Origin of the sequence: Streptosporangium sp. NPDC023825 (assembly GCF_040639575.1) — a bacterium.
Lineage (GTDB): Bacteria > Actinomycetota > Actinomycetes > Streptosporangiales > Streptosporangiaceae > Streptosporangium.
The window spans coordinates 61,333-83,542 of record NZ_JBFAAE010000019.1 but is presented as its reverse complement, the minus strand read 5'-3'; the positions used below and the strand labels follow the sequence as shown (position 1 = coordinate 83,542).

General features: G+C 70.6%; 19 protein-coding genes. 6 read left to right on the top strand and 13 right to left on the bottom strand.

Annotation, left to right across the window (positions count from 1 at the left end; genetic code table 11):
* Positions 1 to 295 precede the first annotated feature (295 nt).
* Both AB0G15_RS18900 and AB0G15_RS18895 read left to right on the top strand, forming a co-directional pair.
* Positions 296 to 1,876: an NCS1 family nucleobase:cation symporter-1 gene (locus tag AB0G15_RS18900; protein WP_362841115.1), complete on the top strand. Its 1,581-nt coding sequence runs from the start codon at positions 296 to 298 to the stop codon at positions 1,874 to 1,876.
* Entirely contained in the window at positions 1,876 to 2,616 is a 741-nt protein-coding gene (locus tag AB0G15_RS18895) for an aspartate/glutamate racemase family protein (RefSeq protein WP_362841229.1), read from the top strand. Before AB0G15_RS18900 ends, AB0G15_RS18895 begins: the two co-directional genes overlap by 1 nt.
* A 60-nt stretch (positions 2,617 to 2,676) precedes the next feature.
* Here AB0G15_RS18895 and AB0G15_RS18890 read toward each other — a convergent pair whose 3' ends face one another.
* Positions 2,677 to 4,146 (bottom strand): ATP-binding protein, encoded by a 1,470-nt coding sequence (locus AB0G15_RS18890; RefSeq protein ID WP_362841113.1) that lies wholly within the window; start codon positions 4,144 to 4,146, stop codon positions 2,677 to 2,679.
* A gap of 209 nt (positions 4,147 to 4,355) precedes the next feature.
* Here AB0G15_RS18890 and AB0G15_RS18885 point away from each other — a divergent pair, with 209 nt between their 5' ends.
* From AB0G15_RS18885 to AB0G15_RS18875, 3 genes are all read left to right on the top strand, one after another.
* A complete protein-coding gene (locus tag AB0G15_RS18885) occupies positions 4,356 to 4,880 on the top strand; it encodes a sigma-70 family RNA polymerase sigma factor (protein WP_362841110.1) in 525 nt (174 codons plus the stop codon).
* Between the two features lie 25 nt (positions 4,881 to 4,905).
* A complete protein-coding gene (locus AB0G15_RS18880; RefSeq protein ID WP_362841107.1) occupies positions 4,906 to 6,003 on the top strand; it encodes a CU044_5270 family protein in 1,098 nt (365 codons plus the stop codon).
* 334 nt (positions 6,004 to 6,337) lie between these two features.
* Positions 6,338 to 6,868 carry a pyridoxamine 5'-phosphate oxidase family protein gene (locus AB0G15_RS18875; RefSeq protein ID WP_362841104.1) on the top strand — a complete coding sequence of 177 codons (531 nt, stop codon included), beginning with the start codon at positions 6,338 to 6,340 and terminating at the stop codon, positions 6,866 to 6,868.
* Positions 6,869 to 7,674: 806 nt separating this feature from the next.
* On the opposite strand, the gene AB0G15_RS18870 is transcribed toward AB0G15_RS18875, so the two are convergent.
* From AB0G15_RS18870 to AB0G15_RS18820, 11 genes are all read right to left on the bottom strand, one after another.
* Positions 7,675 to 8,589: a LysR family transcriptional regulator gene (locus AB0G15_RS18870; RefSeq protein WP_362841101.1), complete on the bottom strand. Its 915-nt coding sequence runs from the start codon at positions 8,587 to 8,589 to the stop codon at positions 7,675 to 7,677.
* A gap of 78 nt (positions 8,590 to 8,667) precedes the next feature.
* Positions 8,668 to 9,840 carry a glycine C-acetyltransferase gene (locus tag AB0G15_RS18865; RefSeq protein WP_362841099.1) on the bottom strand — a complete coding sequence of 391 codons (1,173 nt, stop codon included), beginning with the start codon at positions 9,838 to 9,840 and terminating at the stop codon, positions 8,668 to 8,670.
* A 52-nt stretch (positions 9,841 to 9,892) separates the two neighbouring features.
* Positions 9,893 to 10,921 carry an L-threonine 3-dehydrogenase gene (gene tdh / locus AB0G15_RS18860; RefSeq protein ID WP_362696183.1) on the bottom strand — a complete coding sequence of 343 codons (1,029 nt, stop codon included), beginning with the start codon at positions 10,919 to 10,921 and terminating at the stop codon, positions 9,893 to 9,895.
* A gap of 260 nt (positions 10,922 to 11,181) precedes the next feature.
* Positions 11,182 to 12,297, bottom strand: a complete 1,116-nt coding sequence (locus tag AB0G15_RS18855) for an SPFH domain-containing protein (RefSeq protein ID WP_362841096.1) — start codon at positions 12,295 to 12,297, stop codon at positions 11,182 to 11,184.
* 4 nt (positions 12,298 to 12,301) lie between these two features.
* Positions 12,302 to 12,739 carry an NfeD family protein gene (locus AB0G15_RS18850; protein WP_362841094.1) on the bottom strand — a complete coding sequence of 146 codons (438 nt, stop codon included), beginning with the start codon at positions 12,737 to 12,739 and terminating at the stop codon, positions 12,302 to 12,304.
* A gap of 111 nt (positions 12,740 to 12,850) precedes the next feature.
* Positions 12,851 to 13,987, bottom strand: a complete 1,137-nt coding sequence (gene fahA, locus AB0G15_RS18845; RefSeq protein WP_362696378.1) for a fumarylacetoacetase — start codon at positions 13,985 to 13,987, stop codon at positions 12,851 to 12,853.
* Positions 13,987 to 14,937 (bottom strand): hypothetical protein, encoded by a 951-nt coding sequence (locus AB0G15_RS18840; RefSeq protein WP_362841091.1) that lies wholly within the window; start codon positions 14,935 to 14,937, stop codon positions 13,987 to 13,989. Before AB0G15_RS18840 ends, fahA begins: the two co-directional genes overlap by 1 nt.
* Before the next feature lie 47 nt (positions 14,938 to 14,984).
* Positions 14,985 to 16,157, bottom strand: a complete 1,173-nt coding sequence (locus AB0G15_RS18835) for a homogentisate 1,2-dioxygenase domain-containing protein (RefSeq protein WP_362841226.1) — start codon at positions 16,155 to 16,157, stop codon at positions 14,985 to 14,987.
* 270 nt (positions 16,158 to 16,427) lie between these two features.
* Positions 16,428 to 16,880: a DUF1801 domain-containing protein gene (locus AB0G15_RS18830; protein WP_362841088.1), complete on the bottom strand. Its 453-nt coding sequence runs from the start codon at positions 16,878 to 16,880 to the stop codon at positions 16,428 to 16,430.
* A 154-nt stretch (positions 16,881 to 17,034) separates the two neighbouring features.
* Entirely contained in the window at positions 17,035 to 17,280 is a 246-nt protein-coding gene (locus AB0G15_RS18825) for a hypothetical protein (RefSeq protein ID WP_362841085.1), read from the bottom strand.
* Between the two features lie 77 nt (positions 17,281 to 17,357).
* Positions 17,358 to 17,714 (bottom strand): VOC family protein, encoded by a 357-nt coding sequence (locus AB0G15_RS18820; RefSeq protein WP_362841083.1) that lies wholly within the window; start codon positions 17,712 to 17,714, stop codon positions 17,358 to 17,360.
* A gap of 178 nt (positions 17,715 to 17,892) precedes the next feature.
* On the opposite strand from AB0G15_RS18820, the gene AB0G15_RS18815 reads away from it, so the two are divergent.
* On the top strand, positions 17,893 to 20,682 hold the full coding sequence (locus AB0G15_RS18815; RefSeq protein ID WP_362841080.1) for a LuxR C-terminal-related transcriptional regulator: 2,790 nt from the start codon (positions 17,893 to 17,895) through the stop codon (positions 20,680 to 20,682).
* A 203-nt stretch (positions 20,683 to 20,885) separates the two neighbouring features.
* Here AB0G15_RS18815 and nhaA read toward each other — a convergent pair whose 3' ends face one another.
* Positions 20,886 to 22,199 carry a Na+/H+ antiporter NhaA gene (nhaA, locus tag AB0G15_RS18810; RefSeq protein WP_362841077.1) on the bottom strand — a complete coding sequence of 438 codons (1,314 nt, stop codon included), beginning with the start codon at positions 22,197 to 22,199 and terminating at the stop codon, positions 20,886 to 20,888.
* Positions 22,200 to 22,210: the final 11 nt, after the last annotated feature.

Here is a 22,210-nt window from a genome sequence, read left to right as displayed (position 1 = left end):
AAATTAGGACTCGGGTGTCAAGGCATACATTGACGGCAGCTGTTAAGTGACCACTTAACAGCCCACGCCACAGCCCCTGCGACGACCCCGGCCGCAGCCCATGCCGCGGCCCGTCGCACAGCCCGTCGAGCAGTCCCGAACGGTCGCCACGGCTGCGCCGACACGCCATTCTCGCCGATCCTCCGAAGCCGATTCCTCGCGCCGGGCCCCCGAGCCGATCCCGGGCACCTTCCGCCTCGGCGCGCCCGCACGCGGGACACCGGTTCCCGCGCCGTACCCCCCACGGAAGCCGACAATGACCGAACACAGCGCACCGTCCCAGCCGAAACTACACGACGTCGTCGAGGCGGCAGGCATGCCCGTCGGCGCCGGTCTCGTCAAGCCCGGCTACGATCCCCGGCTCGCGAACGAGGACCTGGCCCCGCTCCGCGAGCAGAGGTGGTCCTCGTACAACATCTTCGCCTTCTGGATGTCCGACGTGCACAGCGTCGGCGGCTACGTCACCGCGGGCAGCCTGTTCGCCCTCGGGCTGGCGAGCTGGCAGGTCCTGTTCGCCCTGCTCGCGGGCATCGTGATCGTGAACGTGTTCTGCAACCTGGTCGCCAAGCCCAGCCAGGTCACCGGGGTGCCGTACCCGGTCATCAACCGGGCGATCTTCGGGGTGCGCGGCGCGAACATCCCCGCCATCATCCGCGGGCTCATCGCGATCGCCTGGTACGGGGTGCAGACCTACCTCGCCTCCCAGTCGCTCATCATCATCTTCCTCAAGTTCTGGCCCGCGTCGGCGTCGCTGAACGAGGGCGGCTTCCTCGGCCTGTCCGCGCTCGGCTACATCTGCTACGCCATCCTCTGGGTGGCTCAGGCGGCCGTGTTCTGGAAGGGCATGGAGGCGATCAGGCGGTTCATCGACTGGGCCGGTCCCGCCGTGTACGTCGTCATGGTCGTGCTCGCCGTCTACCTGGTCGGCCAGGCGGGCTGGGAGAACATCAGCCTCGACCTCTCCCAGGGCGAGAACCTCGACTTCGGCGCGTCCATCCCGGTCATGCTCAGCGCGATCGCCCTCGTCGTCTCGTACTTCTCCGGGCCGATGCTGAACTTCGGCGACTTCTCCCGGTACGGGAGGTCGTTCGCGGCGGTGAAGAAGGGCAACCTGCTCGGGCTGCCGGTCAACTTCCTGTTCTTCTCGCTGCTCACGGTGATCACCGCGTCGGCGACCGTGCCCGTGTTCGGCGAGCTCATCACCGACCCCATCCACACGGTCGAGCGCATCGACACGCCGTTCGCGATCCTGCTGGGCGGGCTCACCTTCGTCATCGCGACCATCGGCATCAACATCGTCGCGAACTTCATCTCCCCGGCGTTCGACTTCTCCAACGTGAACCCGCAGAAGATCAGCTGGCGGACCGGCGGCATGATCGCGGCGGTCGGCTCCGTGCTGCTCACGCCGTGGAACTGGTACAGCAACCCGGACGCCATCCACTACACGCTGGGCATCCTCGGCGCCCTGATCGGGCCGCTGTTCGGGATCCTGATCTCCGGCTACTACATCGTGAGCCGCCAGCGGGTGTGGGTGGACGACCTGTTCACGCTCGAACCGACCGGCCGCTACTTCTTCCGGAGCGGCTACAACCCCAACGCGGTCTGGGCGACGGTGCTCAGCGGGGTCCCCGCGATCGCGTCGGTGCTCGTGCCGAAGATGCTGCTGGACCTGGAGCTGACCACGGCCGACGTGACCTGGATCGCCGACTACAGCTGGTTCGTCGGCTGCGGGCTCGGGTTCGCGGCGTTCACCGTGCTGGAGCGGATGTCGCCGAGGATCGGCGGACTCGACCGCGACGCCGAGCGGGTGTCGGACGGCACGACCCTGGCCGGTTGATGACCCGCATCGGCATCCGGGTGATCAACCCCAACACCGCCCGGGCCATGACCGAGACCATCGGCCGGTGCGCCCGGGCGGTCGCGGCGCCGTCCACCGTCGTCACGGCCGTCAACCCGGCGATGGGCCCCGAGTCGATCGAGAGCCACTACGACGAGGCCCTGGCCGTGCCGGGCCTGCTGGCGGAGATCGCGGCGGGCGAGGCGGCGGGGGCGGACGGGTACGTCATCGCCTGCTTCGGAGACCCCGGCCTCGACGCCGCCCGCGAGCTGGCCTCGGGGCCGGTGGTCGGGATCGCCGAGGCGGCCATGCACGCCGCCACCCTGGTCGGCCGGAGCTTCAGCGTCGTGACGACCCTCGCCAGGACCACGGGCAGGGCGTGGGACCTCGCCGCCCGGTACGGTTTCGCGGGCGCGTGCCGGGGGGTGCACGCCTGCGACATCCCCGTACTGGAGCTGGACGACCCCTCCTCGGACGCGCGGAAGGTGGTGGCCGCCCTCTGCGCCGAGGCCGTGGAGCGGGACGGATGCGACTCGATCGTGCTCGGCTGCGCGGGCATGGCCTCGTTCTGCGCGGACGTCTCCCGGGCCGTCGGCGTCCCCGTGATCGACGGCGTGGCGGTGGCGACCAAGCTCGTCGAGTCGCTGGTCCGCCTCGGCCTGCGGACGAGCACCCGGGGCGAGTTCGCCCCTCCGGGGCCCAAGAGGTACACGGGCCTGCTGCGCGACTTCACCGTCTGACGTAAGCAATCCGGTGCCCTGTCCTCCGGCACCGCGGCGCGGGGACAGGGCACCGGTCGTTCAGGACCCCTCGTAGAGACGGGCCAGATCGACGAGTTGCACGTCCACGCGGTCCTGCGCGGTTTCCCGCAGTTGGGGCATGAAGCCGGCGGCGCCGAACAGCAGAAGCCGGGTGCCAGGGGTGGCGCGGTCGTCGCGACGGATGAGAAGTTCCCGGAGGCGCTCAAGGCGCTCAAGATGACCACGACCGACGACGTCGCCGTACTTCGCCTCGCCGATCGCGAGGATGACCTCTCTGCCGTCGCCGTCACGGCCGAAGACGACGACGTCGATCTCGTGGCTGTTCCTGGCCGCCGGGTCGGGCAGGACACCGGAGGCGACACGGGTGCGTAGACCGCCGAGAGTTTCGGCATCGGCGTACCAGCGCGTCCAGGTGCGGGCCAGGTGTTCGAAGTGCGGGCCGAGGACCTTGCTGCGAAACGCCGTCTGCGAACGATCCCAGACCTGTCCGGCATAACCGGGACGCTCCAGGTCGGTCCATTCCGGCCGCATGATCGCGTGGTAGAAGCTGAGAATGGGCTCGGTGATGCGGTAGGTGGAACGTTTGCCATGGAAGGCGTCCGGATCCCGGGTGATCATGCCGACGTCTTCCAGGAGCGTCAGGGAATGGCTCAGGTCGGTGGATTTGCGGCCGAGGAATCCGGCGATGCCGCCGCGAGTATGGTTGCCGTTCGCGATCGCCGACAGGACACCGTGGTACAGGGCGACGTCCCGCAGCTCTGGCTCCTCGGCGAGGAGGAACCGGGCCTCACGGAACAGGGGACGACCCGGGTTGAGCACGTTGCGCGTCACCCACGGCCCGAAGTCCTCGATGTCGTCAGGGACGTCGCCGAGGGTGAACTCGCGCCGGTAGGCGGGGGTGCCGCCGACGACGGCGTTGACCAGCAACGCCAGGGCCGGATCGGTGATGCCCCAGAAATCCCTGGCCAGCCGGTAGTCGAGGGTGGGAACCACCAGCTCCAGGCTCGCCCGACCACGGAGCGGCGCGGTTCCCGCGAGGAGCGAGCCCATGAAGGACAGGGCCGACCCGCACAGCAGGAGCCGTACCGCGCTGCCGTGGCGCTGCCCCTGAGGGCCGAGAGCCCGTTGGATCAGGGAGGGAAGGTGTGAAGAAGCCCTGACCAGATAGGGAAACTCATCGATGACCACGGGGGTCGGCCCGGCGACGGCGATGGTCATGAGGAATTCGATGGCCTCGTCCCAGTTCGCGAACCTGCGGGGGACCGGCTCTCCGAGATGGCGGGCGAGCGCCGTGCCGAACTGCTGGAGAGACTCGGTCTCGGTCGCCTCGGTCGCGGCGAAGTAAAACCCTCCCGTGGCCCGGCAGACCGCGTCCAGTAGGAAGGTCTTACCCTGGCGGCGGCGTCCGGACACCACGCCAAGCGTGGCCTCCGGTCCCGAATAACGGACGAAGCGCGACAGTTCCGACCACTCGTAGTCACGATCGAACATCTCTACCGGCTTGTCCATGATCATCTCCATCAATGATGAGGACGTTTATTATAGGCCAACTCCTCATCGGTTATCGGGGGTGGGCCGGAGGGCTTCTTCCTTGGGGATTTGCCGTGAGACATGACCATCGTTGTGTGACAAGGGCTGACGTGGTGGAGTTCGGCCGAGCATGAGGGACGAATCGACGGGACGTGGTAATCCGGACGTGTCCGGAGGGACTACTTGGTGTGGACGATCCCGAAGAACGATTCACCGACCTGTACGACCGGCACTACCGCAGCGTGCTCGGCTACGCCCTGCTGCGAGCCGAGCGTGACGCGGCCGAGGACGTCTGCAGTGAGACGTTCCTCGTGGCGTGGAGACGGCTCGCGGAACTGCCCGAGCCGCCGCTGCCCTGGCTGCTCGGTGTCGCCCGCAACCTGCTGGCCAAGCAGCGCGACTCGCGCACCCGCCGCCAGGCCCTGGCCGACCGGATAGCCGCCCTCACCACCTCACGCGACCACGTGGCGTGGGACGTGGCCGAGCACGTCGTCGACAGGGAGAGCGCCCTGGCCGCGCTGTCGGCCCTGCCCGAGCAGGACGTGGAGGCGATGGTGTTCGCCACCTGGTACGGCCTGCCGCCGGAGCAGGCCGCGACCGTCATGGGGTGTTCGGTCCGCACGTACAACGTCCGGTTGCACCGGGCGCGCAAGCGCCTGGCCCAGGCGATGCACGCCGGCGGCCCACGCCGCGTTCGCAGTCTCGAATCCTGATCCGCACCCCTTTGGAGCCCCTTTCATGGACGATCGCACGTTCGCCCGGCTCAGGCCCAGCGAGCTGGACGAGCTGACCGAAGACGGCTACCGGCGCCGCCGGGCGGACGACCTGGCCCGCGCCTTCGCCACCCCGTACACCGAACCGGCCCGGCCCGCCCGCCCGGCCCGGCCGCGCTCGCGGCGGCCGTACCTCCTCATGGCCGGCACGCTGGCCGCCGGGCTCGCGGCCGCGGCCGTCGTCGTCACGACCGGTGGCGGCGCCGGTCCGGAGCCGGGCGGTGCCGTGGTGGCCTCCACGACGCGGGGGGCGCCCGGACGCGTGGCGGACGCGCGCACGTTCCTGCTGGCCGCGGCCTCGACCGCGCGGCGGGAACCGGCGGACTCCGGCCGCTACTGGTACGTCAACGAGCGCACCATACAGAAGGTGTACGACGTCCCCGGCGAGCACACGGCCGAGATCAAGGCGGAGCCCGCCGAGTTGCCGTACGCGGCCTACCTGGCCAACACCCGCGAGACCTGGCGCGCCATGAAGGCGGGCGAGACCGGCCGGAGGGTGAGCAACCAGGACGTGGCGGTCACGTTCGGCTCCCCGCAGGACGAGGCCGCCTGGAAGGCGGCGGGGTCGCCCGAACTGGCGGACGACAAGCCCCGGAGCGCCGACGACGACTTCGAGCCGATCCTGTCGATCGACAACCCGAGCCTGACCCTGCGGAACGTCACCGAACTGCCCACCGGCAAGGACGGGCTCAAGCGCCACCTGGACGACCTCTGGAAGCGCAGCCCCGACTCCGCGGGCTCCGGCAAGGCCGTTTACCTGTGGCAGACGGGCGTGGACCTGATGACCGCGCCGATCACGCCGGGCACCCGGTCCGCCCTGTTCAAGGTGCTCGCCGACCAGCCGGGCATCACCTCGCAGGGTGAGGCGAAGGACGTGCTGGGGCGTACAGGGGTCGCCCTTTCCTCGTCCACGGCCGACGCGTTCACCTTCCGTCTGATCATCGACCCGCGGACGGCCGAACTGCTCGAGTACGACGTGGTGGAGAAGGGCGTGCCGCTACTGCGCGTGGCACTGGCCGACGTGGGCTTCACCGACGAGCTCGGCGAGCGCCCGAAGGACTGATCTCCCTCGTGACCGTCAGCCCACACCCTCACCGTGACGGTCACGGCCCCGCCCTCCTGATCGGCGAGCCGCCCGAACCTCGGCGTGCCGCCGGTCAGGAGGGCCTTTCCACGCAGAAGGTCGATCACGGGCCGGTCCCAGGTCACGGCAGGCACCGGCAGCAGCGAGTGGGAGCGGTGGGCATCACCTCCCCGGACTCGCGGCGGTCCGCCACGGTCCGCGAGACGGGCGAGGAAACATGACACGAGGTGTCGGGTTTTCGGGCGAGCATGGTTCGACCGGTCGGCGTCGACGGCGGCCGTGGACCGGCCTCTACGGATGGACAAGGACTTCAATGCGCGAAACGCCAGAAGAGCTCAAAGAGCTTCAGGCCCTCCTCGACGCCTCCCTCTCCCGTTCCAGTTCGCACCTCCGCTCGATCATCAACGACGAGCACACCCTGACCGCGGAGCAGCTCGCCCAGGTCCTCACCGGCATGTGCACCCTCGCGCTGTCCACCGTGACGGCGAAGGGCGAGCCGCGGATCAGCGGTGTGGACGGGCACTTCCTGCACGGAAAGTGGCACTTCGGCACGGCGCGCAACGCCGCCAAGGCCCGCCACCTCGCCGTCAGGCCCGCCGTCAGCGCCGCGCACATGCGTGGCGAGGACCTGGGCGTGTTCACGCACGGCACGGTGGAGATCCTCAACCCCCGGGACGGTGAGCCTGCCGCGGACTGGCCGGACCTGCTCGCGTATCTCAAGGGCTTCTACGGCGACGACTCCTTCGACTGGGACGACGAGGTGGTCTACTACCGGCTGCGTCCACACTGGATGACCGTCTACACCTCCGACGTCGCGAAGCTCACCGCGGCACCCCGGTCCTGATCCGCAGCGGGACGGAGGCCGTCGTGTGAGCGGCGATCCTGATCGTGCGGTGCCTCGGCAGCAAGGCCGTTGTCGAGAACCCGGCTGGACCGGGTCTCCTGTCCCGGTGCCGGAAACTGCTCGCGAGTCTCTCCGCATGGGAACGACGGGTGCCACGATGCCTCGTACGGACCGAACGTAACTTTGCGGAGACGGGCCTGACGCGGTGTCCTCGCGGTACGCCGGAGCGCGTCCGGCACGGAGCGAACCGGAGATCGGTCCGGGGAATCGGCGAAGATCACTATCTCGTCGGTGTCGCCCTCGGCGGTGACGTGTACGACGTCCGTTCCGGACAGGAGACTCCGGCCGGAGGCGTCCTCGTAGCGCCATCCGAAAGGCGCCCGCTCTCCCGGCGCGTCCACCTGGGTCGTACGGGGCGGGAGGGACGGGAGGATTCGTTCCGGAGGGCGAGTACGGCCAGGTCAAGCGCTTTCCAAAAATTACGTAATTCGTAACGCATCCATGAGTCCCCCGTTTCACGAAAAGTCCCATAAGGAATCTTTAGGACGGAGTGGGTGATATGTACCTGGTGTTTCAGTCAGTGATCGCCGGGATGATCGCCGCGGTCGCCCTCGTGGTGGGGGCGATGGGCCGTCATTGGCACCGTAGCCGGCACCGGTGGCCTGTTCTGGCGGGAGCGTGGACGGGCGACGGCGAGGAGCCCTCGTCGCCCCCGGAACTCGAAGGCGTGGACGACGGGTATCTCGGTGCCTCATACGTACCGAAGACGTCCTCGGCCGCGACGAGCGTCCGTGTCACGGGGGTCGTCACAGGGACGGGGTCCTGCGCAGTGTCGTCGCGGCGTCCTGGAGAGCGTTCAGCAGTGGGATGAGCAGGGGATGCCGCTCGGCGCCCCGGCGTACGGCGGTGAAGACGCGGCGTTCGGGGCCGGGCACCGGGCGGATCACCACGCCGGACGGGTCGGTGCCGCGCAGGGCCAGGCGGGGTACCATCGCCACCCCCGCTCCGGCGGCGGCCAGCGCGACCACCGCGCTGAAGTCGTCGGAGGAGTGGGCGAACTCGGGGGTGAAGCCCGCGTGCTCGCAGGCCAGCGCGATCACGTCGTGGCAGGGGTTGCCCGGGTAGGGGCCGATCCAGGTCTCGCCCGACAGGTCCGCGACCGTCACCTCGCTCCCGGAGAGGCGATGGCCTCGGGGAAGCACCAGGTCGAACGGCTCGGAGTAGAGCGGGATGCGCGACAGCCGCCGGTCGTCCTCGGCCGGGGCCCCGCGGTACTCCACGGCCACGGCCGCGTCCACCGCGCCGTCCAGGACCATGGTGAGGCTCTGGTCGCCCTCGGCGTCCAGGACGCGCACCCGGATGCCGGGCTCCTTGTCCCGCAGGACGCCGACGGCGGGGGCCACGACCAGCCCGATCGCGGTGGCGAAGGAGGCCACCTTCACCTCGCCCGCCGTACCGGCCGTGTAGGCGGCGATGTCGGCCCCGGCCCGCTCCAGCTGGGCGAGGATCTCGTTGGCGTGGTCGAGGAGGATGCGCCCGACGGCGGTGAGCCGCACGCCCCGGCCGTCGCGGTCGAGCAGGCGGTGGCCCACCTCGTGTTCCAGGGCGACGAGCTGCTGGGAGACCGCGGAGGGGGTCAGGTGCAGCGCGGCGGCGGCCGCGGTGACCGTGCGGTGGTCGGCCACCGCACGCAGGGTTCTGAGCCGCCGCGTGTCTATCACCTCTGTATTCTCGCCGAGGTCGCCCGTTAACTACGACAAAAGCCCTTTTGGTGGTTATCGCGTAGGGCCGGCCGCTGTTCAGCCGCGGGCGGCGACGAAGGCCTCCAGGGCGCGGTCGACGTCCTCGGCCGAGTGGGCCGCGGACAGCTGGACCCGGATGCGGGCCTGGCCGTGCGGGACCACGGGGTAGGAGAAACCGATCACGTAGACGCCCAGCTCCAGCAGGCGTTCGGCCATCGCGGCGGCCTCGGCGGCGTCGCCGATCATCACCGGGACGATGGGGTGGTCGCCGGGCAGGATGTCGAACCCGGCCTCGGTCATGCCGGTGCGGAATCGCTCGGTGTTGGCGCGCAGTCTCGTCCGGGCCTCGTCCGAGCCGCTGATCAGGTCGAGGACGCGCAGCGACGCGGCGGCGATCACCGGGGCGAGCGAGTTGGAGAACAGGTAGGGGCGCGAGCGCTGGCGGAGCAGCTCGCAGATCTCCTTGCGTGCCGCCACGTAGCCGCCGCTGGCCCCGCCGAGCGCCTTGCCGAGCGTGCCGGTGAGGATGTCGACCCGGTCCCGCACGCCGTGCAGCTCGGGGGTGCCCCCGCCGTGCTCGCCGACGAAGCCGACGGCGTGCGAGTCGTCGACCATCACCATGGCCCCGTACCGCTCCGCCAGGTCGCAGATCTCCTCCAGCGGCGCGACGTAGCCGTCCATGGAGAAGACGCCGTCGGTGACGATCAGCCTGCGCCGGGCGTCGGCGGACTCCTTGAGCCGCGCCTCCAGCTCGGCCAGGTCACGGTTGGCGTAGCGCAGGCGCCGGGCCTTGGACAGGCGGATGCCGTCGATGACGCTCGCGTGGTTGAGGGCGTCGGAGATCACCGCGTCGCGGTCGTCGAGCAGCGTCTCGAACACGCCGCCGTTGGCGTCGAAGCACGAGCTGTACAGGACGGTGTCCTCCTGGCCGAGGAAGTCCGACAGCCGCGCCTCCAGCTCCTTGTGCACCTCCTGGGTGCCGCAGATGAAGCGGACCGACGCCATGCCGAAGCCCCAGCGGTCGAGGGCCTCCTGGGCGGCGGCGACCACCTCGGGGTGGTCGGCCAGGCCGAGGTAGTTGTTGGCGCAGAAGTTGAGCACCTCGCCACCGCCCGCGACCGCGATCCCGGCGCGCTGCGGGGTGGTGATGACCCGCTCGGGCTTGAGCAGCCCGGCCTCGGCGATCTCGTTCAGGGTCGTACGGAAGTCGTCGCGGAGATTGTCGAACATCAGGCGGTCCAATCCGGGGTGATCTTGCCGGAGTCGCGGCGGGAACCGAACATCAGGCCGTCCAGTCCAGGATGACCTTGCCGGTCCTGCCTCCGGCGGCGGTGTCGAAGGCCGCGTCGAAGTCGCGGTAGGAGAAGCGGTCGGTGATCACGGGGGAGAGGTCGAGGCCCTTCTCCAGGAGCACGGACATGGCGTACCACGTCTCGTACATCTCCCGGCCGTAGATCCCCTTGAGCGTGATCATCGAGGTAACGATCGTCGCGAAGTCGACGGCGAACTCCTCGGCGGGCAGGCCGAGCATGGCGATCTTCCCGCCGTGCGACATGGAGGCGATCATGTCGCGGAGCGCCTTCGGGTTCCCGGACATCTCCAGGCCCACGTCGAAGCCCTCGCGCATGCCCAGCCCGTCCATGCCCTCCTGGACGGATGTCTCGGCGACGTTCAGCGCCAGGGTGACCCCGAGCTTGCGGGCCAGCTCCAGCCGCTCCGGGCTGACGTCGGTGACGACCACGTTGCGGGCGCCCACGTGGGTGGCCACCGCGGCGGCCATCAGCCCGATCGGGCCGGCGCCGGAGATCAGCACGTCCTCGCCGACCATCGGGAACGTCAGGGCGGTGTGCACCGCGTTGCCGAACGGGTCGAAGATCGCGGCCACGTCGAGGTCGACCGGGACCCGGTGCACCCAGACGTTGGAGGCCGGGAGCGTCACGTACTCGGCGAAGGCGCCGTCGCGGTTCACCCCCAGCCCGATCGTGGCGCGGCACAGGTGCCGCCGTCCGGCCATGCAGTTGCGGCACTTGCCGCAGACCAGGTGCCCCTCGCCGCTGACCAGGTCGCCGGGGGCGATGTCCTCCACGCCCGGCGCCACCTCGACGACCTCGCCGCAGAACTCGTGACCGACGACGAGCGGCGTCCGCAGCGTCTGCCGGGCCCACGCGTCGAAACTCCGGATGTGCAGGTCCGTGCCGCAGATCCCGGTGCGCAGCACCCTGATCAGCACCTCACCGGGGCCGACGGACGGTTCGGGCACGTCGGTCAGCCACAGGCCGGGTTCGGCCCTCTCCTTGACCAGCGCTTTCATAGCGGATTCCCCCTCAGCTCCGACCCTACGCACTGTGCCCGGTCGCCTTCGGGGATGTCCATCGCGGTTTTCTTAACCCCACCCACAGCGTTGCTTCACGCCCGGTCCCCGAGACCTAGAGGGTTACCCAGACATTTGACCGCAAACCGACCAGGGGGCGGTCCTCGCCGCCGGTTCCCGGCACGACGTCGGCCCTCCCGCCCGGACACGCAGGGCGGAAGGGCCGAGGGAGATCGAGAATGCGGGGAGGGCCGGAAAGGTCAGGCGCCGTTCCGGTGGTGCTCCTCCCGCGCTCCCACCGCCGTTCCCGCCCCGGTCCCCGTTCCCAGGAGGTCGTCGCCGGGCAGGTGCGCGGGGGCCGCGTTGAGCTGGCGGGGGCCGCCGCCGAGGCTGTCCGCCTCGGCTGCCTCGGCGACCGCGTCGGCGGCGGCCTGCTCGGCCTGCTTCCGCTCCTCGGCCGCCGCCTCGTTGACCCTGGGGGTCTCGCGGACGGCCGACGACTGCGGCAGCGCCTCGGTGAACGCCTTGGAGACGCCCTGGATCGCGGAGGTGACCTCGCTGGGGATCACCCAGAACGTGTTGTTCGGGCCCTTGGCCAGCTCGGGCAGCACCTGCAGGTACTGGTACGCCAGCAGCTTGGGGTCGGGGTCGTTGCGGTGCACGGCCTGGAAGACCTCGTCGATGGCCTGGGACTGGCCCTCGGCCTTGAGGATCGCGGCGCTCCGGTCACCCTCGGCCCGCAGGATCGCGCTCTGCTTGTCGCCCTCGGCGGTGAGGATCTGCGACTGCCGCTGGCCCTCGGCGTTGAGGATCGCGGCGCGCTTGTCCCGCTCGGCGCGCATCTGCTTCTCCATCGCCTCCTTGATGCTCTTGGGCGGGTCGATGGCCTTGATCTCCACCCGGTTGACCCGGATGCCCCACTTGCCGGTCGCCTCGTCCAGCACCCCGCGCAGCTGGCTGTTGATCGTGTCGCGCGAGGTCAGCGTCATCTCCAGGTCGAGCGAGCCGACGACGTTGCGCAGCGTGGTGACCGTGAGCTGCTCCACGGCCTGGATGTAGTTGGCGATCTCGTACGCCGCGGCCCGGGGGTCGGTGACCTGGAAGTACAGGACCGTGTCGATCTCGACGACCAGGTTGTCCTCGGTGATCACCGGCTGGGGCTTGAAGGAGACGACCTGCTCGCGCAGGTCGATCATCGGATAGACGCGGTCGATGTACGGGATCACGAAGTTCAGGCCGGGCTTCAGCGTGCTGTGGTAGCGGCCCAGCCGTTCGACGTTGCGGGCCCGGGCCTGGGGGACGATGCGCACCGAGCGGATCACGGTGAACACCGCCAACAGGACGATGAGCAGTCCGGCTATGAGCAGAGCGTCCATGGTGTCACTCCCGTGGATACACGAGCGCGGTCGCGCCCTCGATCTCGATGACGTCGACGGTCGCCCCGGCGGGTATCACCAGGGTCTCGTCGTAGGCCCTGGCGGACCACTCCTCGCCGCCGATCCGCACCCGGCCGTCCATGCCGGTCACCTCGCGCAGGACGTAGGCGGGCTTGCCCACGAGCGCCTGGATCCCGAACCGCTGGCTCCGGGGCTGCCGCATGGTGAGCTGGCGCTTGGCGATGGGCCGGACCACGACCACCCCGGCGGCCAGGGAGGCGATGAACACCACGAGCTGGAGCGGGACGGGCAGCCCCAGCCCGGCGGCGACGGAGGTGATGAGGGCGGCGCCCCCGAGCAGGCCGAGAGCGGTGGTCAGGGTGAATATCTCGGCGACTCCCAGTGCCACCGCCAAGATCAACCAGATGACCCAGTACTCCATGCTCCGGCCCTCCTGCCTGTACAACGCGCCGGACGTCTGGGAGGTTCCTTTCCCACCGTATGTCCTTCACCGGATCGCCGACAGGCCCGGCTCTGCCGTCCGGCCCCGGGGCTACCGTGCGGGCTCGATCGTTCCCGACACCTCTCCCAGGGTGATCACGGTTCCCCCGGGTCCGGGGGCGGTCGCGGTGATCGTGACGGTGTCCCCGTCCTCCAGGAAGGTCCTGGCCGAGCCGTCGGGCAGCTTCAGCGGCTCGGTGCCGTTCCAGGTCAGTTCGATCAGCGAGCCGCGCTCGCCGGGCCCGGAGCCGGAGACCGTGCCGCTGGCGTAGAGGTCGCCGGTGCGCAGGGCGGCGCCGTTGACGGTCATGTGGGCGAGCATCTGGTCGGGGGTCCAGTACATGTCCCGGTACGGGGGGCGGGAGACGACCTCGCCGTTCACCGAGACCTCCAGCCGCAGGTCGAGCCCCCACGGCTCCTCGCGGCGCAGGTAGCCGAGCGGCTCCGGGTCCTGCGGCCTGCCCTCGGTCCGCGCCTCCGACAGGGCCGCGAGCGGGGTGATCCACGGCGACACCGAGGTGGCGAAGGACTTGCCGAGGAACGGGCCCAGCGGGACGTACTCCCAGGCCTGGATGTCGCGGGCGCTCCAGTCGTTGACCAGGGTCACGCCGAACACGTGGTCCTCGAACCGCCCGGCCCGGTCGCCGAGGGCCGTGGGCGCGCCGACGACGAATCCCAGCTCCGCCTCGATGTCCAGCTTGGCGGACGGGCCGAAGACCCCCGCGCCGCGCTGCCCGCACGGCCGGGTGACCGGGGTGCCGGACGCGACGACCGTCCCGGCCCTGCCGTGGTAGCCGACCGGCAGGTGCCGCCAGTTCGGCTTGAGCGGCTCCTCGTCGGGGCGGAACATCCGGCCCAGGTTGGAGGCGTGCTCCAGCGAGCAGTAGAAGTCGACGTAGTCGGCCACCTCGACCGGCAGGTGCAGGGTGACCTGGTCGAGCGGGACGAGGTGCGGCCCCATCACCGCCTGGTCGGTGCTCAGCTTGTTCTGGATCAGGGCCCGGGTGTCGCGCCACGCGGCCGGGCCCCTGGACATGAAGGCGTTGAGCGAGCCGGTGGCGAACACCTCGTCGTGCAGGGCCCCGGCCAGGTCGACCACGTGGTCGCCGTAGCGGACGCCGACGCGAGGGGTCTCCCCCTCGTGGCGGGAGAAGACTCCGTAGGGCAGGTTCTCCAGGCCCCAAGACATCACGCACTCTCCTCTGCTGCGCCGGTGGCCGCCGTTCCGGCGGTCGTTCCGTCGCCGGGTGTTCCTTCGGGGGACGCCGCGCCCGCGGGCGCGGGCGGGCGCCGGGTGATCAGGCACAGGGCCGCCAGGTCCTCGATCGGGGTGTGCGTGTCGCACGACCCGTACGACACCAGCAGCTCCCTGGCGCGCGCCGCGGTGTCGCCGGGCACGGCCTGCGCCAGCCGTACCAGCTCGCCGACGTCGGTCAGCTTCAGCACCGGCACCGGATCGCGGTCCTCCACGGCCGCGCAGACCGCGAGGACCAGGTTGAGGAAGCCGTGCCGGTCCACGCCCAGCACGGGGTCGAAGTGGCGGACCGCGTTGTGCAGCCCCGCGGTCGCCTTGAACGGCACGCCGTGCCTCGCGCAGTGCGCGATGAGGGCGCCCAGGTCCGCGGCGCTCGGGAAGGCTCCGGCGGTCAGCCCGCCGCAGCGGAACTTCAGGCCGGGGCCCGTGGCGTCGCGCGGCAGGGAGGCGAGGTCGCCGGGGGAGACCTCCACGAACAGCCGGGCACCGCCGGGCAGCCGTCCGGCCAGCCGCTCCGCCACGGTCGCCGGGGTCTCGCCCGGCGCCTGGCGCACCTCGACGAGCTCGACGGCGATGTTCTCGAGGGACTCGAGGGACTCGAGGGACGGTACGCCGGGGGTGTCCAGGATCAGGCCGAGCCGGACCGGGAAGGTCAGGTGGTCGCGAAGCTCCGCCAGGCGTCCGGCCGGGCAGAGGAAGCGGTGGGCGAGCACCGGGTCGTCGCCCGCCCGGTCGTTCCTGTGCCGCTCCAGGGCCTCGGCCATCGGCAGCCCGGTCGGCGGGAACAGCCCGGCGTCGTCGACGAGCCCCCGGAAGAGCGTCGCCGTTGCCGTCCCCACGTCGTTCACCTTCGCGCCCGTCCCCGTGCTCGTGTGTGCGCTCATGGTCCTGTCCCTACCCCGTGGCGGGCCCGCGATCGTGCCCGCGTCCGTCAACGGGCCCATGTCCACGCGTACGCGGGGTCCTCCACCGACAGCCCGGCCGGGCCCAGGTCGAGGGGGCGGAAGGTGTCGACCATCACGGCCAGCTCGCTCGTCTGCGTGTGGCCCTGCCGCACCGCCTCGATGACGGCCTCGACGGCGCCCGGCTGCGGGCCGTGCGTGAACCCCGCCGGGTGCAGCGAGACCGAGCCGACGTCGATGCCCGAGCCCCTGCGCGCGGTGTAGTCACCTCCGGCGTAGAACATCAGCTCGTCGGAGTCGACGTTGTGGTGGTTGTACGGGATCGGGATCGCGTCCGGGTGGAAGTCGAGCGGCCGGGGGCAGAACGAGCAGATCACGAAGTTGGGACCCTCGAAGGTCTGGTGCACCGGCGGCGGGGCGTGGGTGCGCTTCACGATCGGCTCGAAGTCGTTGATGTTGAACGCGTACGGGTAGAGACAGCCGTCCCAGCCGACCACGTCGAACGGGTGGTCGCGGTAGACCAGCCGGGTGAGCCCGCCGCGCGTGCGGACCAGGACCGGCACCTCCTCGCCCTCGGCGATCAGGGGCTCCTGCGGGGTGCGCAGGTCGCGCTCGGAGTAGGGGGCGTGCTCCAGGAACTGGCCGTACTTGGACAGGTAGCGCTTGGGCGGCCGGATGTGGCCCGCCGCCTCGATGGTGAAGGCCGTGACGCGGCCCCGCGGCACCCACCGGTGGATCGTCCCGGTCGGGACGACGACGTAGTCGCCCTCCCCGGCCTCGATCGCCCCGTACGTCGACTCGAACCTGACCTGCCCGCTCGCGATGTAGACGCACTCGTCGCCCATGGAGTTGCGGTAGAGCCCGCTGGGGGCCTCGCCCGCGGCGTACGACATGCGGACGTCGGCGTTTCCGGCGAGCAGCCCGCGCCCGGTGACCAGGTCGCCCCCGTCCGGCAGGTCCTGGGTGCGCAGGTGGCGGGGGGAGAGGGGCACGTTGGGGGTGAGAAGCCCTCTCGACGCCTCGGGCTCGACGGCCTCGGCCTTGATGATCGCCGTGGGGAGGTGACGGTGGTAGAGCAGCGAGGAGTCGCTGGAGAACCCTTCCTCGCCCATCAGCTCCTCGGCGTACAGCCCGCCGTCGGGCCGCCGGAACTGCACGTGCCGCTTGCGGGGGATCTCCCCCACGACCCGGTAGTACGGCATCCGCTTCTCCCAGCTCTGTCCGTTTATCGGACGCATACGTCCTTTATACGAACAACCATCTGTCAGGGGAGGGGAGATGTCAAACGTCGTCGCGGCGTCGTCGGTTCTCAGCGCACCTGATCCAGTCTCACGAATCTGATCCATGAGGTGATCCGTTCTCAGCACAGCTGATCCGCTTGTCACTGAGTCTTCTGGTATCGATGAGGTGTGTGCCTGTGAGTGAGATGACAAGCCAAGCGTCGGGGTTACCGGACACCGCTGCGGCGCGCCTCAGCTCACCGCCTGCCTCACCAGCGCACCGATCCGCGCCTCCACTTCGGCCGTCACCTCGGTCAGGGCGAAACCGGCAGCCCACATCGTGCCGTCGTCCAGGTTCGCCTGGTCGCTGAACCCGAGCGTCGCGTAGCGTGTCTTGAACTTGGCCGCGCTCTGGAAGTGGCAGACGATTTTGCCGTCCAGCGCGTAGGCGGGCATCCCGTACCAGAGCTTGGGCGCGAGGGCCGGGGCGCTGGCGGTGATGACGGCATGGACGCGCTCAGCCATGATCCGGTCCGATTCCTGCATTTCGGCGATCTTCGCGAGTACGTCACGCTGGTCCTGTGCCGCCTTGTCCGCGCGTGAGCTGCGGCGCGCCGCCTTCTTCTGCTCTTGGGCGTGGTCCTTCATCGCGGCCCGCTCCTCGGCCGTGAATCCCTGGTAGGTGCTGCTTTCGGTGTTGCCCATGGCGATTTTCTCCTTGAGAATCTTGATTTTCGGGATCTTGGGAAGGGACCTTGTGGTCCTTTGTTCGGAAGCGGTGCCACCGGAGCGTGAAGCCTCGGGCAGGCGGCGTGTCCGATCGAGGCGTCAGACCAACCAGCTCGGCTGCCGTCGCGCATCAGCTCGCGGCCGGGTGGTTCGCTCTCCTTGCGTCGAGCCTGGGTGCGGCGCGGGGGGCGCGAAACCAGCGGTGGTTCGTTGGGTCGCCCATGGGATCGCGGGCGCCGCGGTCGACGTGGAACCGCTTGCCCGCCTTGACGTCCGCCACTCCCAACAGGAGCGCGACCTGGTCGACGCGGTTGTGGAAGGCGTCCGCGGCCGTGGGGTCGGGAACCTCAAGGGTGACGGATTCGAAGGAGATCATGCGGATCCTTTGAGCGAGGGGGTTCGTCGTCTTGTCGGCGGCCGCTACGCAGCGGACATGGCAGGGGTAGGAGGCACTCAACGGTCCTGCAGGAGCCCCAGGACGTTGCCGTCGGGGTCGATGACGGTGGCCACCAGACGGCCGCCGCCGACCTCGTGCGCGGCCTCCTGTACGGTGGCCCCCGCGGCGATCACCTCGGCCAGCTTCGCCTCGATGTCCGGCACGTGCCAGTAGGCCACCGGCGAGGTCATGCCCTGCGGTCCACCGCCCGGCACCAGCCCGATGTGCTGGCCCTCAACCTCGAAGCCGACGTAGTAGGACGAGTCGGTCTGCGGCGGGATGCCGAGCAGGGCCGCGTACACCGCCTTGGCCTTCGCCAGGTCGGACACGGGGTGCAGCACGGTCTTGATTCCCCGGGTGAGAGAGCCGGTCATGGTCACTCCTGTGGTCGTGGGCCTCATCGACCCGCCGTGTTCGTGTTCACAGCCTCTCTCCCGGCCCGCCCGCTCCACATCCGTGGTGACCACGGAACCGCCCACGGATCGACGGCACGGATCGCGCACAGTGGCCACTACGGATGAGAGCACGGAGGGGATGCGGCAATATGTGACAGTGATTGCAGCGGCGGACATCTCGCCTCGGGAAGCCGAAGTGCTGGAACTGGTCGGAGCCCATCTCAGCAACGCCGAGATCGCGGCACGGCTGTGCATCTCGGTACGTACCGTGGAGAGCCACGTCTCCTCGCTGCTGCGCAAGCTGGAGGTCCCGGACCGGCGGGCGCTCGCCCGCCGCGCGTCCGAGCCGGCCGGCGTCGGCCCGTCTCGCCCGGCACCGGTTCTGCCGGCCGCGCTGACCTCGTTCGTCGGCCGGGCGAGCGAGCGGGCCGAGCTGGCCGAGCTGATCAAGGCACACCGTCAGGTGACCGCGGTCGGTTCCGGCGGGGTGGGCAAGACCCGGCTGGCGTTGGCGGTGGCCGCGGACGCGGCCGGCGAGTACTCCGACGGGGTGTGGTTCGTCGACCTGGTTCCGGTCACCGATCCGGGGATGATCGCGGCCGCGGTCGCCGGGGCGCTCGGCCTCGGTGAGCAGCCCGGCCGTGGCATGACCGAGTCGGTGGTCGCCGCGCTATCCGACCGCCATGCGCTGCTGGTGCTGGACAACTGCGAGCACGTGGTGGACGGGGTGGCGCTGTTTCTCGAGCGGCTGCTGGCGACGTGCCCTCACGTGACGGTGCTGGCGACCAGCCAGGCACGGCTGATGGTGCCGTTCGAAAGGGTGTACCCGGTCCCGCCGCTGTCGCTGTCCGTCGACGGTGAGTCCGACGCGGTCGCGTTGTTCAGGGAGCGGGCGGCGGCGGTGGGCCGGTCGCTGGATCCCGCACTGCGCGATCAGATCGCCTCGATCTGTGAGCGGCTGGATGGGATGGCGCTGGCGATCGAGCTGGCCGCCGCCCGGTGTTCCACGCTCGGGCTGGACGGCATCAACGCCGCCCTGTCCCATCCGCTGCGGATGCTGACCGGCGGCTCCCGTGCCGATGAGCGGCACCGTTCGGTGCGGGGGGCTCTGGACTGGAGCCATGCTTTGCTGGAACCGGCCGACCGGGCGCTGCTGCGCCAGGTGTCGGTGTTCGTGGCACCGTTCACCGCTGCCGCGGCGGCGGAGGCAGCCGGGTCCGAGGAAGGCATTGTCGCCGAGGGGCTGGCCCGGCTGGCCGAACAGAGCCTGCTGATGGTGACGGCGTCCCCGGGCGGGACCGAGTACCGGGCGTTGGAGACCATCCGTCAGTACGGGGTGGAGCGGCTGGCCGAGGCCGGTGAGCTGGTCGACGTTCGATCCCGCCACGTTCGCTGGTGCCTGACCAGGGCCGCCGAGCTGGCGGTGGTACGAGCGGACTGGCGGGCCCGGTTCGACGCGGTGGCGGACGATCTGCGCGCCGCCCTGGCGTGGGCGGCCGACCGGCCGGAACGGCGCACGGACGCGTACCGCCTCGCCCGGCATCTGGCGGAACTGACCTTCGCCCGTCATCTGATCGGCGAGTCCCAGGGGCGCTATGAGCAGGCCGCCGCGCTCGCCGACGATCCCGCCGCCGGCGCGTCGATGCTCCGGCATGCCGCGGCCGTGGCCGGTTGCCGGATGCATGGTGATGACATGTACCGCCTGCACCGCGCGGCCGCGGACGCCGCTCGCCGGTCCGGTGACACCGCCGGTGCCGCCCGTGACCTGGCGACCGCCGCCGCCAACGCCTACCGGTTCTCCGGAAAGTTCGTCCGGAAGCTGCCACGGGAAGAGGCGATCGCGCTCATCACCCAGGCGCGGGAGCTGGCCGGCGACGACCCGGCCGCCCTGAACGCGGTGGCGCTGGCCGAGGCCGGGCGGGCGCTCACCGAGATCGGTGCCGTACCGGGCCTGAACGACAACTCGGTTCCCATGACGATCGCACGCGCCGAACGAGCGGTCGAACTCGCTCACCGCACGGGTGACCCGCTCGCCGAGTCCGCCGCGCTCGATACGCTCACCTGCGCCCAGAGCTGGGCCGGTGACACGTTCGCCGCCGCCGACACGGCCCGGCGCCGGATCACGCTGCTCTCGTCCACACCGGCTACCCCGGCCGGTACCCACGAGCTGATCGAGGCGCTTGGTGAGGTCACCGAGGCCAGCCTCGGCACTGGCGACCTGCCGGGTGCCCGCCGGTGGGCACGGCAACTCGCGGATCATCCGCTGCTGGCGGAAGTCGGCCATCGTGCCACGAGCTGGCTCCTTGTGGCCGACGCGATGGCGGGCGACGTCGAGGAGATAATCGCCGGCGGCGTCCGGTTCCTCGACGCGTGGCAGCAGGCCGGCAGCCCCGCCAGATCCGTCCTCGGCCCGCCGGCGGCCGCAGTGGCGATGATCCACGGCCTACGCGAGGACCAGGACGCCTGGCGCGAATGGAGCGCGGTCCTGAATCAGCTCGACCCCTCACCGGGGAATACCCACGGCTACGGGGCGATCTTCGACGCGATGCTCCTGCTCCACCGTGGGCAGGCGCCGCAGGCGCTGGAGCGACTGGCGCCTGAGCCCGGCGAGGTGTGGCAATGGGTCACCTGGATCTGGCTTCACTGGTACGTGGCGCTGCGCGCCGAAACCGCCGTGCTCGCCAGGAGCTCCGATGCCGGCGACCGCCTGACCGGGGCTCGGACCGTCGTGGCCGGCAACCCGGTCGCCACTGCCATCGTGGAACGGGCTCAAGCGCTGCTAGACAATGACCGGGAGCGGTTGCTCGCCACGGCAGATGCGTTCGACACCGCCGGCTGCCGCTATCAGTCGGCGCGGACCCTGGTGCTCGCCGACGGCGACCACGCCGCCCGCGGCGCGGCCGCGCTGGCCGATCTCGGCTTCGCCCCGATGGCCCCACAGGGGTAGATCCCGACGCTGTCGGTCGTTCCGCCATCGGGAAATCCCAGATGGGTTGAGACGAACGAGCATTCCTGTGTTCCACGCAAGCTGATCCACCTCAGGCCGGAGCCCTGTCCCGGATCACTTCATGATCACTTCATATGGGAACCGACAGCGAGGACCCCCGGGGCGACCGTCTCGAGTTCCTGGAACCGCTCCCCTGAGCGCGCTCAGGGACGCTCCTGGTAGACGTCGGGGATGCCGTCGTGGTCACGGTCGGCGGTCTCGGCCTCGTGGATGCGCCGGTAGACACGATTGCGCAGCCGGAGGACGAGCGCCGCCGCCAGGGCCGCGATCAGGGAGCCCGTCAGGACCGCCACCTTGACGTGGGCGTCGCGCTCGCTGCCGGCCCCGAAGGCCAGTTCCCCGATGAGCAGGGAGACGGTGAACCCGATGCCCGCCAGCACCGACAGCCCGCCCACGTCGACCCAGGCCAGGTTCTCGTCCAGGTCGGCGCGGGTGAAGCGGGACACCAGCCAGGTCGCGGCCATGATCCCGACAGGCTTGCCGGCCACGAGCCCGATGACGACGCCCACCGCGATCGGGTCGGTCAGGGCGGTGGCCAGGCCGCTCGTCCCGCCCAGGGCCACCCCGGCGGAGAAGAACGCGAACACCGGCACGGCCACCCCGGCCGAGAGCGGTCGCAGGCGGTGCTCGAAGTGCTCGGCCAGGCCCGGCCCGGCGTCCGGGCCGCCGGCCCGCTCGCTGCGGACGACCGGCACCGCGAAGGCCAGCAGCACCCCGGCGACGGTGGCGTGCACGCCCGAGGCGTGCATCAGCGCCCAGGTCGCGGCGGCCAGCGGCAGCAGCAGCCACCAGGCGCGCACCCGGCGTTGCACCAGCAGGGCGAAGACCGCCAGCGGCACCAGGGTGCCCAGCAGCGGGAGCAACGAAAGGTGCTCGGTGTAGAAGACCGCGATGATGACGATGGCCAGCAGGTCGTCGACCACGGCCAGGGTGAGCAGGAAGGTGCGCAGCGCCGCGGGCAGGTACCGGCCGATGACCGCGAGCACGGCCAGCGCGAACGCGATGTCGGTGGCCGTCGGGATCGCCCAGCCCCGCGCCGCGCCGCCGGCGCCGCTGGAGAGGGTGACGAGCAGATACAGCACGGCCGGGACGATCACACCGCCGAACGCGGCCGCGATCGGCACCGCGGCCCGCCGTGCCTGGCGCAGGTCGCCGGCGACGAACTCGCGTTTGAGCTCCAGCCCGGCCACGAAGAAGAAGATCGCCAGCAGCCCGTCGGAGGCCCAGGCCGCGAGGGACAGATCCAGGTGCAGGGCCGCGGGGCCGACCTTGACCGCGCGCAGCGACTCGTAGGCCCCCGACCACGGGGAGTTCGCCCAGATCATCGCCGCCACCGCGCCGGCCAGCAGCAGCGCCCCGCCGACGGTCTCCCCGCGCAGGATGTCCGCGACGCGGCGGGCCTCGTCCCACGAACCTCGGCTGAACAGGCGAGGCGTGCCGGGTGAGGTGCCGCTCATGGGTGCTCCAC